The organism is Microcoleus sp. MON1_C5 (assembly GCF_036701875.1).
In the GTDB taxonomy this organism is placed as follows: domain Bacteria; phylum Cyanobacteriota; class Cyanobacteriia; order Cyanobacteriales; family Microcoleaceae; genus Microcoleus.
The window spans coordinates 1-17,094 of sequence record NZ_JAUBRN010000089.1; the positions used below are offsets into that span (position 1 = coordinate 1).

At 46.6% G+C, this 17,094-nt stretch carries 14 protein-coding genes; 10 read left to right on the forward strand and 4 right to left on the reverse strand.

The genetic code is table 11. The features are described from left to right. From QUA71_RS26990 to QUA71_RS27005, 4 genes are all read left to right on the forward strand, one after another. Positions 1-1,686, forward strand: a 1,686-nt coding sequence (locus QUA71_RS26990; protein ID WP_333289829.1) for a pre-peptidase C-terminal domain-containing protein, incomplete at its 5' end; no start/stop codon positions are given. A gap of 34 nt (positions 1,687-1,720) precedes the next feature. Further along, the gene (locus tag QUA71_RS26995; protein ID WP_333289854.1) at positions 1,721-2,056 is read left to right on the forward strand and encodes a Calx-beta domain-containing protein; all 336 of its coding nucleotides are present in this window, start codon (positions 1,721-1,723) and stop codon (positions 2,054-2,056) included. A 182-nt stretch (positions 2,057-2,238) separates the two neighbouring features. Then, positions 2,239-2,736 (forward strand): TIGR00725 family protein, encoded by a 498-nt coding sequence (locus tag QUA71_RS27000; protein ID WP_333289831.1) that lies wholly within the window; start codon positions 2,239-2,241, stop codon positions 2,734-2,736. A gap of 8 nt (positions 2,737-2,744) precedes the next feature. Then, positions 2,745-3,266, forward strand: a complete 522-nt coding sequence (locus QUA71_RS27005; protein WP_333289833.1) for a hypothetical protein — start codon at positions 2,745-2,747, stop codon at positions 3,264-3,266. A gap of 702 nt (positions 3,267-3,968) precedes the next feature. Here QUA71_RS27005 and QUA71_RS27010 read toward each other — a convergent pair. From QUA71_RS27010 to QUA71_RS27020, 3 genes are all read right to left on the reverse strand, one after another. Continuing rightward, complete coding sequence (locus tag QUA71_RS27010) at positions 3,969-4,661, reverse strand: response regulator transcription factor (protein ID WP_333289835.1); 693 nt, start codon at positions 4,659-4,661, stop codon at positions 3,969-3,971. 166 nt (positions 4,662-4,827) lie between these two features. Beyond that, the gene (locus QUA71_RS27015) at positions 4,828-5,928 is read right to left on the reverse strand and encodes a HAMP domain-containing sensor histidine kinase (RefSeq protein ID WP_333289837.1); all 1,101 of its coding nucleotides are present in this window, start codon (positions 5,926-5,928) and stop codon (positions 4,828-4,830) included. Between the two features lie 396 nt (positions 5,929-6,324). Next, complete coding sequence (locus tag QUA71_RS27020; RefSeq protein WP_333289839.1) at positions 6,325-6,489, reverse strand: hypothetical protein; 165 nt, start codon at positions 6,487-6,489, stop codon at positions 6,325-6,327. Between the two features lie 91 nt (positions 6,490-6,580). On the opposite strand from QUA71_RS27020, the gene kdpA reads away from it, so the two are divergent. The 6 genes from kdpA (at position 6,581) to QUA71_RS27050 (ending at position 14,348) form a co-directional block, all read left to right on the forward strand. Beyond that, positions 6,581-8,341, forward strand: coding sequence for a potassium-transporting ATPase subunit KdpA (gene kdpA, locus QUA71_RS27025; protein WP_333289841.1), 1,761 nt, complete (start codon positions 6,581-6,583; stop codon positions 8,339-8,341). A 79-nt stretch (positions 8,342-8,420) separates the two neighbouring features. Next, positions 8,421-10,514, forward strand: a complete 2,094-nt coding sequence (gene kdpB, locus QUA71_RS27030) for a potassium-transporting ATPase subunit KdpB (RefSeq protein WP_333289843.1) — start codon at positions 8,421-8,423, stop codon at positions 10,512-10,514. Between the two features lie 157 nt (positions 10,515-10,671). Then, positions 10,672-10,941 (forward strand): K(+)-transporting ATPase subunit F, encoded by a 270-nt coding sequence (gene kdpF, locus QUA71_RS27035; protein WP_333289845.1) that lies wholly within the window; start codon positions 10,672-10,674, stop codon positions 10,939-10,941. A 41-nt stretch (positions 10,942-10,982) separates the two neighbouring features. Then, complete coding sequence (gene kdpC, locus QUA71_RS27040; protein WP_333289847.1) at positions 10,983-11,612, forward strand: K(+)-transporting ATPase subunit C; 630 nt, start codon at positions 10,983-10,985, stop codon at positions 11,610-11,612. A gap of 74 nt (positions 11,613-11,686) precedes the next feature. After that, a complete protein-coding gene (locus tag QUA71_RS27045) occupies positions 11,687-12,838 on the forward strand; it encodes a universal stress protein (protein ID WP_333289849.1) in 1,152 nt (383 codons plus the stop codon). 241 nt (positions 12,839-13,079) lie between these two features. Further along, positions 13,080-14,348: a sodium:proton antiporter gene (locus QUA71_RS27050; RefSeq protein WP_333289851.1), complete on the forward strand. Its 1,269-nt coding sequence runs from the start codon at positions 13,080-13,082 to the stop codon at positions 14,346-14,348. A gap of 289 nt (positions 14,349-14,637) precedes the next feature. Here QUA71_RS27050 and QUA71_RS27055 read toward each other — a convergent pair. Beyond that, positions 14,638-17,094: choice-of-anchor Q domain-containing protein (locus tag QUA71_RS27055; protein ID WP_333289852.1), on the reverse strand; the 2,457-nt coding region annotated here is incomplete at its 5' end.

The following is a 17,094-nucleotide window of genomic DNA, read 5'->3' on the forward strand; positions in this document are numbered from 1 at the left end:
TTCACCCTTGCTAATAGCAGTAACTTTAGCCTCACTCTCAATGGCTTAAGTGCGGATGCGGATGTCCACTTACTCGACAGCACAGGTACTACCGTTCTTCAAAGTTCTACTAACGGTGGCACTGCTGCCGACTCAATTAGTAGAACCTTGAGTGCAGGTGCTTATTATGTGCGGGTGTATCCCTACAGTGGCTCGACTACTTACAATCTCTCGATGTCGGCTGTTCCTAACTTGTCTGCGGTGACCGTCAGTGCCCCAGATGCCAGTGCAGCAGAAGTGAATAGCGGTCTACCTGCGAATCCGGGGATGTACAGAATTAGTCGTACTGGCGGCAGTACCACCGCACCCCTAACAGTGCCTTATACCCTCAGCGGTACGGCTACCAATGGTACGGACTACACTTCCCTCAATGGCACTGCCACAATTGCCACAGGTCAGACTTTTGTGGAGGTGCCATTGAATGTGATTAATGACACTTTAATTGAAAACCCTGAAACCGCAATTCTGACTCTATCTTCTTCCCCTAACTACACTCTGGGAGCGACTAAAGCTGCTACGGTCAATATTGCTGATAACGATGTTGTCCCGAGCGATCTGGCGCCTAATACTCTGCCTACAGCACGTGCAGTTACGGTGGGTTCTACTTCCACTACCTGGAGTGATTGGGTAGGACCACAAGACACTAACGACTACTATAAGTTCACCCTTGCTAATAGCAGTAACTTTAGCCTCACTCTCAATGGCTTAAGTGCGGATGCGGATGTCCACTTACTCGATAGCACAGGTACTACCGTTCTTCAAAGTTCTACTAACGGTGGCACTGCTGCCGACTCAATTAGTAGAACCTTGAGTGCAGGTGCTTATTATGTGCGGGTGTATCCCTACAGTGGCTCGACTACTTACAATCTCTCGATGTCGGCTGTTCCTAACTTGTCTGCGGTGACCGTCAGTGCCCCAGATGCCAGTGCAGCAGAAGTGAATAGCGGTCTACCTGCGAATCCGGGGATGTACAGAATTAGTCGTACTGGCGGCAGTACCACCGCACCCCTAACAGTGCCTTATACCCTCAGCGGTACGGCTATCAATGGTACTGACTACACTTCCCTCAATGGCACTGCCACAATTGCCACAGGTCAGACTTTTGTGGAGGTGCCATTGAATGTGATTAATGACACTTTAATTGAAAACCCTGAAACCGCAATTCTGACTCTATCTTCTTCCCCTAACTACACTCTGGGAGCGACTAAAGCTGCTACGGTCAATATTGCTGATAACGATGTCCCTCCCGATCTGGCGCCTAATACTCTGCCTACAGCACGTGCAGTTACGGTGGGTTCTACTTCTACTACGTGGAGTGATTGGGTAGGACCACAAGACACTAACGACTACTATAAGTTCACCCTTGCTAATCGCAGTAACTTTAACCTCACTCTCAATGGCTTAAGTCAGGATGCGGATGTCCACTTACTCGATAGCACAGGTACTACCGTTCTTCAAAGTTCTACTAACACTGGCACTACTGCCGACTCAATTAGTAGAACGTTGAGTGCAGGTGCTTATTATGTGCGGGTGTATCCCTACAACACTGCCTCGACTAATTACAATCTCTCGATGTCGGCTGTTCCTAACTTGTCTGGGGGGCTACTCAGTGGCATAGTGGCACAGATTGCAGCGCAGCAGAAGTAATTAGCGGTCAAACCCCGAATCCGGGGAGTAGAGAATTAGTCGCACTGGGAGTACCAGTTTCGCCCTAACCGTGCCTTATACCATGAGTGGTACAGCCAGCAATGGCACTGACTATACTTTCCTAAATGGCACTGCCACAATTGCCGCAGGTCAAACTTTTGTCGATGTGCCATTGAATGTAATTGATGACACTTTGATTGAAAGCAATGAAACCGCAATTTTGACGGTATCGACTTCTAGTAATTACACTGTGGGAGCGACTAATACTCCTACGGTAACTATTACTGATAATGATTTAGCCGGTTGGACAGAAAATGGACTGCCACAATATGGGAGTAGCGGCACTTTACGACCCGAATTATTTAGCTAGGGTCAAGTGAAAGTTCGATAGAACAGAAAACAATAAAGAGAGGCTCCATCTTCGAGCCTCTCTTTGTTGCTATGGTAAGCAGCTCAAAAGGAGAATTTTTTTAAAATATCGATCGCCCTTTCTGATCCAGATTCAGAAGAATTCTCGCTTTTTCAAGAAGGCGATATATTCACCCCAAAACTATGAAAAAAATCATCATCGGCATCATGGGCCCCGGCGATAGTGCCACCTCAACAGACTTAGAAAACGCCTATCAACTCGGACAACTCATCGCCGAAGCAGGATGGATATTGTTAACTGGCGGCAGAAATGTCGGCGTGATGGATGCCGCCAACAAAGGAGCAAAATCAGCTAACGGTTTAACAGTCGGCATCCTCCCGGGAAATGACACTCGCGGCATTTCTGAAGCTGTAGATATTGCCATTGTCACCGATATGGGAAACGCCAGAAATAACATTAACATTCTTTCTTCAGATGTAATAATTGCCTGCGGTATGGGAACGGGTACTGCTTCGGAAATTGCCCTCGCTCTGAAAGCTAACAAACAAGTTATCTTGTTAAATGACAGCGCTGAAAGTCAACTTTTTTTTAAAGGTTTAGCACAATTTAACATCTTTGTGGTAAACAATGCTGTAGAGGCTATGAATCAAGCTCGCAAAATCCTAGCAAATCCAAGATGAAATCCAAGATGAGACTAAGCAAATTCAACTTTTGTGCGATCGGCATTTTTCTGGCTTTGGGGATTTTCGTCAGTACCAAAGCAGACGGAAGAATTGTACAGTTCAGTTTCAGCAACAAATCCACTCAAAAATTAGCACAAACCCTCCCTCCTCCTCCCCCTTTCACACAGCCTGTTACCGAACAAGAAGCGCCACCTATTCGCAGCGAATCCGTACCCGATCAAATCGCTTTAGCAACCCATTTGCAGACAATCAAAGCTAGAATGTACGGTGCTTACTGGTGTCCTCACTGTCACACCCAACAAGAACTTTTCGGCAAAGAAGCATTTACCGCCATTACTTACATTGAGTGCGATCCCAGAGGCAAAGATGCTCAACCAGGTTTGTGCAAAGCTGCTAATATTAAAGCTTATCCCACTTGGGAAATTCGGGGTAAATATTACACGGGCCGGCAATCTTTGGAAAAACTGGCTATTTTATCCGGTTATAAAGGCAGCAGCAATTTTTTGCCACCAGTTCCCTCTCCTTAAAAATATCTAAATTCCTTCCCACTCGCCCACGAATAAACCGTAGTTTTTAACCGATATTGACGGTTTTTAGCAATTATAGGACTAAGGCAAACTGTCACGACTAGGGGTTAAATTTTAGGCGGAGCTTCCCCCTGCCAATATACTTACACAGGCTCAAAAGCCTTTCAACACAAAGTTTCAATTGTTGAGTAAGTAATGGTGTACCCATGTAGATGACTCATATCTGTTTGCGATCGGCAATTATATTGAATCTACAACAATTGAGTGCGATCGCCTGCGTCAGCTATTACTTATTAAAGGGTACAAATTTTCAGATCGACAGTTGCATCCTTTGTTTAGTAAGAGTTTGAGGACTGTTAGTACATTTGTATGGGGGAAGTCCCGTTTAATCAATTGAAGAGCTAGAGTATTTATTGCAGATCCTCTTAAATGAAGGAGAACTAATAATTAAATGGGGGCGAAAAATCCCAAACAAGGGTAATGCTTGTATCACAGTTTAAAGGTGCAATCGCTTACATTTTACATATTCTGAAAAAAATACATCTGATAATAGCAAAAGTGAAGGAAAAATTAGGTATACACAAATTATAGTATTTTATTATTTTTGTTTCAAGTAATCTTTTTCGTGGAATTACCAAATTGAGAAAACTCATAGTTTTTAGGTAGGGAGCGAGGTTTGGCAATCCTTATAAACTGCCAGGCTTAAGATTTACTGCCTAACAGTTCTTCTGCTACCAATCCTTTCTGAATTGCGAGTACAGCAGCTTGAGTGCGATCGCGCACTTCTAACTTTTGCAAAATCGCGTGCACGTGAACTCGCACCGTACCCGGAGCAATGTACAATATTTGAGCAATCTCCTGATTGGTTTTCCCCCCGGCAATTAAAGCTAATATTTCTTGTTCTCGCTTCGTCAGCGGATTCTCTAAAACTTCCGATTTCAACCCATTTTTTAAAGGTTCGGGATTAGCAAAAACCGCCCGAATTTCCGCAGTCGCTGCCTTATCCCACCAAGAAGCGCCCAACGCTACCGATCGAATTGCCAAAACCAAAGTTTCCGCCGCAATTCCTTTTAGACAATAGCCCTGAGCACCCGCAGCAATCAATCTTTCAATTAAGGATTTTTGCGAATGAGATGTTAAAATTAAAACTGGAATTTCTGGATGCCGCTGTTTAATTTGGCGGCACGCTTCAATGCCACCAATTCCCGGCAAACCGACATCGAGAACTACCACATTTGGCAAGTGTTCCTGAGTCAATTCTACCGCCGTTTCTCCATCTTCCGCCTCGGCAATTACTTGCAAGCAACTTTCCTGCTGCAACCGCGTTTGCAGCCCCAACCGAAACAGTTCGTCGTCTTCAACTAGAAGAATTCGCAAGGGAAAAACTGGTTTCATTTGCAATGATCCCCGCTCTCAAGTGGGTTATTATTATTAGTATGATTCGCCAAACTCATTGCAAATGCAGCAAAGTAGGACCCAGCCATTTTCCACCTCTGCGAACCAGGCGCAGAACTCGCAATGACAGCAGATAGAAGCAAGAAGTATGCAACTAAAAAAGATATCATAAAGCTGGGATAGCAGGGAGTCGAAATGCAAACAAAGCGCCGTGTGGCAATTTATTTTCTGCCCAAATTATACCGCCGTGGGCGTCAATAATTTGGCGAGATAAGTATAACCCCAATCCCGATCCTTTGGCTTGGCGATCGCTGTGTCCTTGATAAAAACGCTCGAACAAGTGGGGCAGTTCATCGGCGGTAATTCCCAACCCGCTATCGATAACTTTCACCACCTGATAACTCGAATAAGATTCCATGATTATTTCTACTTTGCCACCGCGAGGAGAATGGTTGATGCCGTTTGTTAGCAAATTCACAAAAACGCGCTGGAGTTGCACCGCATCGCCATTTACCCACAAAGAGCGACGGAAATAGGACTCTCCGTAACTCATACTAATGTAAACCCGGCGCGCCGCAGATAAATGGGTGAGAGTTGCGATTACTTCTTCTGCCACAGCTACTAAATTTACGGGCGCAAGTTGCAGTTTTAAACCTTCGGCATCATTGCGGTAAACATCTAGCAGTGTTTCTACTAATTGTAGTGACATTTTGTGCGATCGCGCCATTGTTTCGAGAACTTTTTGCTGACTGGCGGTGACATCCCCAAATTTTGCTGACTGAAAAGCTTTAATTGTTTCGATCGCCCCCAGCATTGGCGTTTTTAAGTCGTGACTCAAAGTAGAGACAAAATCTTCTCGGATGCTTGCTAGCTGCTGCTGCGACTGTAACTCAGCTTTAGCGCTCGCGATCGCTTCTTGGTACTGGTGGTTACGATCGCTCAAATATCCCGTCACCCCTAAAGCCATGACTGCGATCGATCTATTTGCGACAGTGGCTAGGGCGATCGCTTCTCCGGGAGGAACAAACAAATTTAACAGCGTCAAAACTGCCGCTACCAGCGTAATTTGCAACTTACCCAACCGACTCAGGCGCGAATTTGCCAGTAAAATCGGCCCTGTGTACAAATACCCAAACAGATACTCCGACGGCGTAGTAAATTCCAGCACTACCACGATCGCAAATAAAATTGCGATCGACCACCTCCCCCGCAAATACTTCTCTTGAATTGCCAGGTTTTTTGGGATAGCCCATAAACTTTTAAACATCCTCAATCAATCCATTTTATATTTTATATTCACAGTTTTTTTCTTCTCCCTACTACCTACTACTTTCTAGCTTAGCATAGTTATTTTTTGTGATTTTTTTCACCTATTCTCGCGCCAAAGCACGGCGTTTAGCAAACATCTATATCTAGAAGTATAGACACTTAACCCGAGCTAAATATTCATCTATGCTGCCAAATATAGAGCGAATAAGCCTAATGTGGCAACAGCAATTTATACCGGAAAGCTGATTATCCAATTTTCTAACAGTGAGTATAGTAATCAGTAAAAGTAGATAGCATTTTTGGGCTAACAGAAGTGACAGATCAACTTTGTCTAATCAAAGCGATTTCAGTTTTATCCAAATTAACCAGAGTTATGGTGGCGCACTCTTAAATGCTATACAATTGCTCGATCGCTGTCAAAGCACGGGATTAGCAAAATAAAAACAAGGAATTCTCGCCAGCCAAAACCCCCTGATGGCGTTAATCCCTCTGCCTGGGGAGATTGCATCTTAGCAGCATTGAATTGGGCGATCGCCCCCAAACTGAAAGTGAGCTGCAAAAAAAGCTCGCCCGGTTTTTGGAACCTCCCACCTAACCCATTTAGCGATCGGCAAAACCCCTTTATCCAACTATAAAAAATTGGCTCATTTATGCAGCAAGGATTACTTCAAATCGCATTAACCCTAATCATTTTAATAGCAATCGCGCCTGTCTTCGGCAACTACATGGCGCGGGTGTACATGGGAGAAAAAACCATTCTCGATCCCGCTATTAAACCCCTAGAACAACTCATCTATAAAGCCAGCAACATCCGGTCTGTAGATTCCATGACTGGTTGGCAATATGCCCGATCCTTACTCTACAGCAATGTAGCAATGGGCATATTTGTGTTTTTAATTTTCATGCTTCAGGGAGTGCTGCCTTTAAATCCCACCAGCCTAAGTACCCCAACCTGGGATACTGCGCTGCACACAACTATTTCATTCCTCACAAATACCGACCAACAGCATTACTCCGGCGAGACAACATTCAGCTATCTATCCCAGTTAACTCTGGGTTTTTTAATGTTTACCTCAGCCGCTACAGGTTTAGCAGTAGGCATTGCCTTTATCCGGGGATTAACCGGCCGCCCGTTGGGCAACTTTTACATCGACTTAATTCAATCAATCACCCGCATTCTGCTTCCCCTTTCTTTGATAATAGGCTTGTTTTTGCTAATTTCAGGAGTGCCAGAAACCCTTGCCGGCCCGGCCGTTGCCCGTACCTTAGAAGGCGGCACGCAAGTAATAAGTCGCGGGCCAGTAGCTCACCTGGAAAGTATCAAACAACTGGGAGAAAATGGCGGCGGATTTTTTGCGATGAACTCGGCTCACCCTTTTGAAAATCCCAACCCTTTTACTAACCTGCTGGAAACACTAGCAATGGTTTCTATACCAGCAGCTATGATTCACACCTACGGCAGATTTGCCAACAACAAAAAGCAGGGATGGCTGATTTTTTGGATGGTGTTTGCCATCTATGTAATTTTGATTGGCATTGCAGCATTTGGCGAGTATGGCGGCAACCCTCAAGTCAATAATTTACTGGGCGCGCAACAACCAAATTTAGAAGGCAAAGAAGTTAGATTTGGCTGGGCCGAGACGGCACTTTGGGCTGTCACTACGACTGGGACAATGTGCGGGGCTGTCAACGGGATGCACGATTCTTTAATGCCTCCCGGTGGTTTTGCTACCCTGTTTAATTTGTTTCTGCAAATCGTTTGGGGCGGACAAGGAACGGGAACGGCTTACTTGTTTATTTACTCAATTTTGAGCGTATTTCTCACCGGATTGATGGTGGGGAGAACGCCGGAATTTTTGGGACGCAAAATTGAGAAACGGGAAATTGTGTTAGCCAGCGTTGTTTTATTAATTCACCCGATCGCAGTTTTAATCCCCGGTGCAATTACCCTCGCCTTTACCGACAGTTTGAGCGGCATCAGCAACCCGGGATTTCACGGCATTTCCCAGGTGATGTACGAATACGCTTCGGCGGCGTCTAACAACGGTTCTGGCTTAGAAGGATTGGCTGACTCTCAACCCGCACCGACAGGACTTTGGTGGAATTTAAGCACCTGTTTTAGCCTGCTGTTGGGGCGCTACGTTCCAATTATTGCCCTATTGCTTTTAGCTGACAGCATGACGAACAAACAACTGGTTCCCGAAACAACGGGCACTCTCAGAACCGATTCAGTTTTGTTCACCAGTGTAACCGCAGGAGTAATCATAATTCTGGGCGCGCTGACATTTTTCCCAGTCCTAGCTTTAGGGCCAATTGCCGAAGGATATGAAATTAGCAGCGGCAAGTTTGAACCTGCATCGATAACTACACCCACAACACCTTTAGCAACACCAACTCCTCCACCTCTGTAGCAAAAAGTTATCAACCTAACTCTTCTCTTTCTCTGTGTTGTCTGTGTTCTCTGTGGTTCATTAAAAATTCCCAATCGATATGGCTTCTTCCAATACTCCTGATTCCCCAAAAAAACCTGCTAGAGGCTCTCGCGAGTCTCGCAAGCACACGCCGAAAGCAAATACACAAGGCCTTTATCAAAGAGCTTTTAAAGAAGCTTTTGTCAAGCTAAACCCGCGGGTGATGCTAAAAAATCCGGTGATGTTCGTGGTGTGGATAGGCACAATTGTGACTGCACTTTTAACGATCGATCCGACTTTGTTTGGCCCGGTTGCCGGCGAAAATCAGAGAGTTTTCAACGGTTTAGTCACGTTTATTTTGTTCTTCACTTTAGTATTTGCTAATTTTGCTGAAGCGGTAGCAGAAGGGCGTGGCAAAGCGCAAGCAGATGCGCTGCGATCGACCAAAGCCGACACAACAGCCCGCAAACTCCTACCAGACGGTTCAATTCAAGAAGTTAGTTCGACATCCCTGAGACGCGGCGACCAAATTAAAGTGATCGCAGGCGATGTCATTCCTTCCGACGGCGAAGTAATTGCAGGCGTCGCGTCGGTGGATGAATCTGCGATCACTGGCGAATCCGCGCCGGTGCTCAAGGAACCGGGTTCGGACATCGCCAGTTCCGTCACCGGCGGTACGCGCATCCTCTCTGATGAACTGACGCTGCGGGTAATGGCCGACCCCGGTAAAGGGTTTTTGGACAGGATGATCGCGCTGGTGGAGGGGGCCGAAAGGTCGAAAACGCCCAACGAGATCGCGCTGACGGTGCTGCTGGCGGTGCTGACGCTGGTGTTTTTGATTGTGGTTTCGACGATTGGGCCGATGGGCAATTACGTCAAAACTCCCGTGGGCGTGGTGACGCTGATTTCGATGCTGGTGGCGCTGATCCCGACGACGATCGGCGGTTTGCTGAGCGCGATCGGCATTGCGGGCATGGATCGCGTCGCTCAGTTTAACGTGATAGCGACCTCTGGACGCGCCGTGGAGGCTTGCGGCGACGTGAATACGCTGATTTTGGACAAAACGGGGACGATCACGCTGGGGAACCGTTTGGCCGAGGAGTTTATTCCGGTAAACGGTCACTCGCTGGAGGAGGTGGCGAGTGTAGCCCTTGCTGCTAGCCTGTTTGACGATACTCCAGAGGGAAAGTCGATCGTCCGTTTGGCTCAGAATTTGGGCGCACAGGTGGATTTCGATCGCACAAACGCCACGGGGCTTGATTTTTCCGCAAAAACGCGGATGTCTGGCACGGATTTGCCCGATGGGACGGAGGTTCGCAAGGGTGCGGTGGACGCGGTGAAGGGTTTTGTGCGATCGCGTGGCGGTAATATCGGCCCCGATCTCGATGAAGCTTATGAGCGAGTTTCCCGGCTTGGAGGCACACCTCTAGGCGTTTGTCAAGGCAGCGACACCTACGGCATTATCTATTTGAAAGATGTCATCAAACCGGGAATTCGCGATCGGTTTGACCAACTGCGAAAAATGGGCATCCGCACAATAATGCTCACCGGAGATAACCGAATTACAGCATCAGTAATTGCCGACGAAGCAGGCGTTGACGACTTCATTGCCGAAGCAACTCCCGAGGACAAAATCGATGTAATTCGCAAGCAACAAGCCGAAGGCAAATTAGTAGCAATGACAGGAGACGGAACCAACGACGCACCCGCACTAGCCCAGGCAAACGTAGGACTCGCGATGAATTCTGGAACCCAAGCAGCCAAGGAAGCAGCGAACATGGTGGACTTAGATTCCGACCCCACCAAACTAATTGATTTAGTGACAATTGGCAAACAATTGCTAATTACTCGCGGCGCCCTGACTACATTTTCGCTAGCCAACGACATTGCCAAATATTTTGCCATTATTCCGGCAATATTTGCCCCTGTTGGCGCATTAAACGTCATGGGTTTAGCCAGCGGTCAGTCTGCGGTTTTGTCCGCATTAGTTTACAATGCTTTGATTATTCCCGCTTTGATTCCACTAGCATTAACTGGTGTAAAGTTTAGACCTTTGAGCGCCAATCAACTGTTGCAGCGGAATATTTTAATCTACGGATTGGGCGGAGCAATCGCGCCGTTTATTGCCATCAAAGTTATTGATGTTTTGATTACCGCCGTTGGGCTAGCATAAGAGAAGTTCGGCAACGGATTCGCAAGGGCGGATGTAACGGATGATTCTCGTTCCCCGGCTCTACCTGGGAACGCATATCTAGAGGATCTGCTTCGATTTTCGGACAAAAATTATCCAAGAGAAAGACAGATATTTATTTCCCACATAAGGAGAATTCATGAAACGGAATGATTTGCTGAATGATGTTTTCCCAAGAAATTTTCAAGAAATTATTGAGTTAGCGCAAATGCTTGGGCAGCGCCACCCAATCCCGGTGCAGCTATTTCTGGTAATGTGTTTCAATGCGATAATTGCCCCCGCTGTTTACGCGGCTGCGGGTGAAGATTTGACCCGAAAAGCTGTCTGGGGTTTAAGTCTCCTGGGTTTGGTGATTATCGCCCTTTCTATTTACCTGTTTGTAGTCATCTTTCAGCCGGAAAGATTTTAGTCAATAATTAACCCTTAGCAAATAACCGAGCCAGGTAATTTATGAGAGAAATAATTAGAGCCATTCGCGTTACCCTGGTTTTATGGGGAATCACAGCCATTATTTACCCTTTAATCTTGCTAGTAATCGGTCAAATTGCCTTCAACTCCCAGGCAAACGGCAGCTTAATTAGCAAGCAAGGAGTTATAGTGGGTTCGTCATTAATTGGCCAACCTTTCTCCTCCGAAAGATATTTTTGGAGCCGCCCCAGCACGACAAATTACAGCAGCTTTGCGACCGAAAATTACGATCCCACAAACGCAGAAAATTTAATTCAAAAAACAGGTATTTCGGGAGCTAGCAACATTGCCCCCAGTAACTCGGATTTGCTGAAGCGAGGTAATGAGAAAGAGGGTTTTCAGGGGGTGCAAATTGAATTAGACCGCCTAAAAAAAGCTGGTATCAAACCGACTGCTGATTTAGTCTACACCTCTGGTTCTAGCCTCGATCCGCACATTAGTCTAGAGGCAGCTAGGGCGCAAATTCAGCGGATAGCAACGGTGCGATCGCTCAATCTCAATCAAGTAGAAATGTTGGTAGCCAAAAATACAGATGGCAGATTTCTCGGCATTTTCGGCGAGCCGGGAGTTAACGTCCTCAAACTGAATTTGGCTCTCGACCGTTTACAATAGTTTACAATAGTCGGCAGTCATCGGTCATAAACTGACTGATGACTCGAAATTGACTAACTACCCATTACTCAGCTATGATTCACTCTAGCGAACTTACCAACAATCCAGACGCGGTTTACGCCCAACCGAACCGCACTTACGATCGCACCCCCCGCCGGGGAAAGCACAAAATATTTATCGGCATGGCCCCCGGTGTCGGCAAAACTTTCCGAATGCTGGAAGAAGGGCACAGGCTAAAATCTGAAGGCATTGATGTGGTAATTGGACTGTTAGAAACTCACGGGCGAAAAGAGACAGCAGCTAAAGGCGAAAGACTAGAAATAGTGCCCAAAAAACCAATGCTGCGCGGTGAAAAAATGCTCACAGAAATGGATACGGATGCTGTCATAGAACGCCGTCCTCAATTAGCATTAATAGACGAACTGGCTCATACAAACGTTCCCGGTTCTCTGCGAGAAAAACGATATCAAGATGTTGAAGAAATTCTCAAGGCTGGGATAGATGTTTTCTCCACCCTCAACATTCAGCACATAGAAAGTCTCAATGATTTAGTAGCTCGAATTACTGGAGTTGTAGTGCGAGAGCGAGTACCCGATCGCGTCCTCGAAGAGGCTGACGAAATAGTCGTTGTCGATGTCACGCCGGAAACTTTAGAAGAAAGGTTGCTACAAGGCAAAATTTATGCTCCCGAAAAAATTGAACAATCTTTAGAAAACTTTTTTCAGCGCCGTCATTTAATTGCTTTGCGAGAACTCGCCCTCCGAGAAGTCGCAGACAATGTGGAAGACGATGCAGCAACTTTAAAAGGTCAATCTTGCAACATTCACGAACGAGTTTTAGTGTGCATCTCGACTTATCCGAACTCCTTGCAACTGCTGCGGCGGGGCGCGAGGATTGCTAGCTATATGAATGCCCCATTTTATGCTGTGTTTGTCAACGATCCAGACCGATTTTTAACAAAAGCAGAAAGCTTGCACGTTGAAACTTGTGAGAAACTCTGTCAAGAATTTAAGGGGCAATTTTTGCGGGTAAACGGCACTAATATAGCCAAAGCAATCTCGGAGGTAGCTAAACAGTATCGCGTTACTCAAATTGTGATCGGCGAAAGCCAGCAATCCCGCTGGAGATTGTTGCTGCGGGGTTCTTTGACTCAACAGTTAGTGCGATCGCTCAAACACGTAGATTTGCACATCATCGCTACCGAAAAAAGTGGTCTTTCTAATTAGTCATTAGTCCTGAGTCATTAGTCCTCAGCCATTAGTCATTAATTATTAGTTATTAGCCAGATGAATGAAATAAACAATTCCGGGCGATTGTAAGTCACGGAACTTATGGGACACAAAGGCAAAGCCCGCCGGAGCAGGCTAGAAGCATCAACAATTTGGTATAACAACTCCAACTTTTGGAGGAGAGCTGAATCTAGCGGACGACGGATGCGCCAGAAGCTTTTACGTGTCAAAATCGCCCTTGTTAAACTTGATTAAAAGTGCGATCGCTATGGTGGATGATTACATTCTCAACTTGCTAGTTATTGGCATCCTCCTGCTTACCGTTACCTTGGGTTCCGGATGGATTTCGCGATTGCCTGTATCTTATGCCTTAATTTATCTAATTGTCGGTATCGGATTGGGGCCCTACGGCGTCAAGCTGATTGACTTGCGTCCCGAAGCTCAATTTTTAGAAAGGCTTACAGAATTTGTAGTTATTGTTTCTCTGTTCAGTTGCGGCTTAAAAATGAATCGCCCGCTGCAATTTTGGGCTTGGAATTCCACCGTGCGGCTGATCGGTTTTTTAATGCCGATTTCTATTTTTGCAGTGGCCGCTATCGGTCATTGGTTTGTAAAATTAGATTGGGGCCCGGCGATTTTACTGGGAGCAATTCTCGCTCCCACCGATCCAGTTTTAGCCTCAGAAGTTCAGTTAGCTCATCTAGACGATCGCGATGAATTGCGCTTTGGTTTAACATCGGAAGGCGGTTTGAACGATGCTTTAGCTTTTCCCTTTGTTTATTTCGGGATTTATTCGCTAAAAGATAACAACTGGTCGAAGTGGTTTTCGCAGTGGGTAGCAGTTGACTTGATTTGGGCGATCGCCGCAGGTCTCGTTATGGGAATTTTAGTAGCTAAAGCCGTCACCTGGATCGATCGCCAACTCCAACACTATCGACCGGCCGATCAATTAATGGAAGATTTCATTGCTCTCAGCACAATTCTGCTCACCTATTCCCTCACAGAAGTAGTCAACGGCTACGGATTTCTCGCAGTTTTTGTAGCAGGAATTGTGGTGCAGGCGAGTTACCGCAACCCAGAAAAACCGCTTTCCCAACTGCACTTTACCGAGCGCATTGAAAAGTTAATGGAAATAGCAACTATTTTACTATTAGGTTCGCTTTTGCGCCTAGAGCCTATGTTGGCATATGGAGGATACTCCCTCTTAGTAGCTGGATTGTTGCTTTTTTTAATCCGGCCTGTTGGAGCTTGGATTAGTACGATCGGCAGTCCTTTACATCCGGCCAACCGCTTGCTGTGCGGTTGGTTCGGCATTCGTGGTGTCGGTTCTATCTATTACCTTACCTATGCTTTCGGTAAGGGTTTGGAAGGCGAGACAGCCGAAAAAATCGCCTGGATTACCTTTACAACCATCGTAATTTCTGTGATTTTGCACGGCATTACTTCCACCCCGTTAATGAACTGGTACGAGCGCCGAATCAAACCTAAAGTACCGGATTTAATTTAATTCATAGTCCGGGACGCATAAATACATTTATCAACTGGGTGGGTCACTTTTATTAAAGGTTAACCATGCAGTATCTTCCTAAAAAAAACAGGTTTCTGCGTCCAGGACTAATTGAGTAAGGTGCGTGACTTTGAGTTCTTTAATTCCCAGTGAGATGATTGAGAATCACGCACCGTACTAAATCTTAATTCTCGATCGCCCCCAAAGCGCACAGCGTTGCTTTCTGTGCCTCACTTATTCCGTCACTCTTAAGTTGACAGCAAAGGCATTGCAAGGCATCCTACAGGCGTTAAGGGATCAGAGGAGACTGGAACTCGAAAGCGCCGATGTCAATAATTCCCCCGCTAACGCGATTAAAAGGAGAGATACCCCGCTGGTCGTAGAAGGGAGGACCGATAAAAGGTCCAGACGTTAAAACAAAAGCTGGGTCGCCACCATTAATAGCGGGACTACCCGGTTGCAGTGCCAGAGTCTGAGTCGGGCCGCCGTTATTTGTCAGGGGGTTTAGTAGGGGGTCAATAGGTGCAGCAGCAGTGCCAACTCGATCGCCGACAGCAGTAAAACCCGTGCTGCCAGTAGCGTCGCCAATTAAGTTGTAGCCACCGCTGGCGAAGCTGCCGAAAACGTCAGGACCAGTGGCGGCACTGTTCTGAGCGATGATAGTATTTTTGACATTCACCGTGCCGCCGTTCCATATACCACCACCACTTCCAGGGGCAGGCAAAATGATGCCAGCAAAGTCGGTGGTGGAGGGGTTTGCTATGTTGCCCGAGAGAGTGCTGTTGGTCAGCGTTACCGTGCCAGCTTTGTTATAGATGCCAGCACCGCTGCCACCTGCGTTGGTTGCTTGATTTCCAGAGAGAGTGCTGTTGGTCACCTCTACTGTGCCGTTATCGTTATAAATGCCACCGCCAAGCAAACCAAACCCAAAAAAACCACCCACTGTGTTACCAGAAAGAGTGCTGTTCGTCACTTTGACTGTGCCACCCTCACGGTTATGAATGCCGCCACCACGGGCACCGCCCGCTTTGTTGCCAGAAAGAGTGCTGTTTGTCACCTCCACAGTACCGCCTTGGTTAAAGATGGCAGCACCATCTACTGATGCCGGAAGCCCTAGGGTAAAACGCACTCCAACATTGTCAGAAAAAGTGCTGTTTGCTACTTTGACTGTGCCTGGGCCATTGTTAGAGATGCCACCGCCATCTTGAGCGCTGTTGCCTGAGAAAGTGCCGTTCGTCACGTTTACTGTGCCACTATTGTTTGAGATGGCACCGCCTTTGCTTGGTGCGAAGCCACTGTTGCTTGAGAAAATGCTGTTAGTCAAATTTACTGTGCCGCCCTCATTGTGGATGCCACCACCACTGGGGATGGGATTCAAATTGGGGTTAAAGAAATTGCTCAAACGGTTGTTAGAGAAAGTGCTGTTGGTCGCATTTACTGTGCCGCCATTGTTGTAGATGCCACCACCCCTGCCATCTTTCACAGTGTTGTTAGAGAGAGTGCTGTTGGTCACATTTACTGTGCCACCGTCGTTATAGATGCCGCCGCCGTTGTCAGTTGTCAAACCATCGGCGATGGTGAATCCGTCAAAAGTCCCACTGACTCCACTGTTTACCTTGAAAATCCGGTAATCTCCGCCCGTATCCCGCCGCACTGTCAGGTTGCTAGAACCAGTGCTATTAGTAATAGTGACATCGCCGCTAATCTCAGGCAATACTCCTGTGAGATTGATTGTCTGCGGCCCGGCTGGCAGATTGAAAGTAATAGTATCATTCCCAGCCAAAGCGTTAGCATTCAGCAGTGCTTGTCGAAACGAACCTTCTGCCAGACTGTAGTCTGTCAAGCTGTCATTGCTATTGACAACTACAGTATCATTGTCTGCGATCGCGATAGTAGTATTGTTTTGGTTAGCATCAACTTGGTAATTCCCCTCTGCTAGTTTCAGCTTCAGCGTCTCCTGTGCCTCAGCATGGATATCATCGACAGCCGTGAGGCTCACATCTACAAAATTTTGTCCATCCGGGATGGTGACGCTGACATTTGAACTGTTGACAGAAACGCCGCCACCGCTGAGGGTGTAGTCGCTAGGTTTAGTTGGATTGTTGCTAGTACCGTCAATTGCTAGGTTGACTGTTAAGTTGCCGCGACTCTCACCAGTGCGACTGATGCGAAAAGTCGCTGGATTGTTGCCTGTTTCTGCGGCTGCCTCATCTCTAACAGCGATGCTGACCGTTGGCAAAATGTCATCGTTAATAATAGTGAAGCTAGCTGTTTGCTGACTTCCTAAAATTCCCCTGCCTACAGGATTAACTAATTTCAAGTTAATCTGTTCGTCTGGTTCGACGACGGTATCCCCCACAAGAGGAATTGATACTGTTTTGGATTCTTCGCCGCTGGCAAAGTTGATAGTAACTGGCAGATTGTTAATGTAGTCTTCGGTAACAGTAGCTGTGGAAGAGGTATCTAGTTCCACTTGGACGCTGACTGCCCCCTCGCTGCTGCCAGTGCGTTGAACTGTCGCGACAACCTGATTGGGACTACCACTGTTGCCCTCGTTGGCACTGTAGCTAGAGGTGCTGAATGCTAAGAGACTGGGGATTGATATGTCATCATTAATAATAGTTAAGGTGGCAGTAGGCTGACTTCCTAAAGTTACCCTACCTACTGGATTAACTAATTTCAAGTTAATCTGTTCGTCTGGCTCGACGACGGTATCCCCCACAAGAGGAATTGATACAGTTTTGGA

Coding starts and splice junctions, on each gene's coding strand:
- kdpA (WP_333289841.1), top strand. CDS start 6,581: ATGCAGCAAGGATTACTTCAAATCGCATTAACCCTAATCATTTTAATA.
- QUA71_RS27000 (WP_333289831.1), top strand. CDS start 2,239: ATGAAAAAAATCATCATCGGCATCATGGGCCCCGGCGATAGTGCCACC.
- kdpB (WP_333289843.1), top strand. CDS start 8,421: ATGGCTTCTTCCAATACTCCTGATTCCCCAAAAAAACCTGCTAGAGGC.
- QUA71_RS27045 (WP_333289849.1), top strand. CDS start 11,687: ATGATTCACTCTAGCGAACTTACCAACAATCCAGACGCGGTTTACGCC.
- kdpC (WP_333289847.1), top strand. CDS start 10,983: ATGAGAGAAATAATTAGAGCCATTCGCGTTACCCTGGTTTTATGGGGA.
- QUA71_RS27015 (WP_333289837.1), bottom strand. CDS start 5,928: ATGTTTAAAAGTTTATGGGCTATCCCAAAAAACCTGGCAATTCAAGAG.
- kdpF (WP_333289845.1), top strand. CDS start 10,672: ATGAAACGGAATGATTTGCTGAATGATGTTTTCCCAAGAAATTTTCAA.
- QUA71_RS27010 (WP_333289835.1), bottom strand. CDS start 4,661: ATGAAACCAGTTTTTCCCTTGCGAATTCTTCTAGTTGAAGACGACGAA.
- QUA71_RS27005 (WP_333289833.1), top strand. CDS start 2,745: ATGAGACTAAGCAAATTCAACTTTTGTGCGATCGGCATTTTTCTGGCT.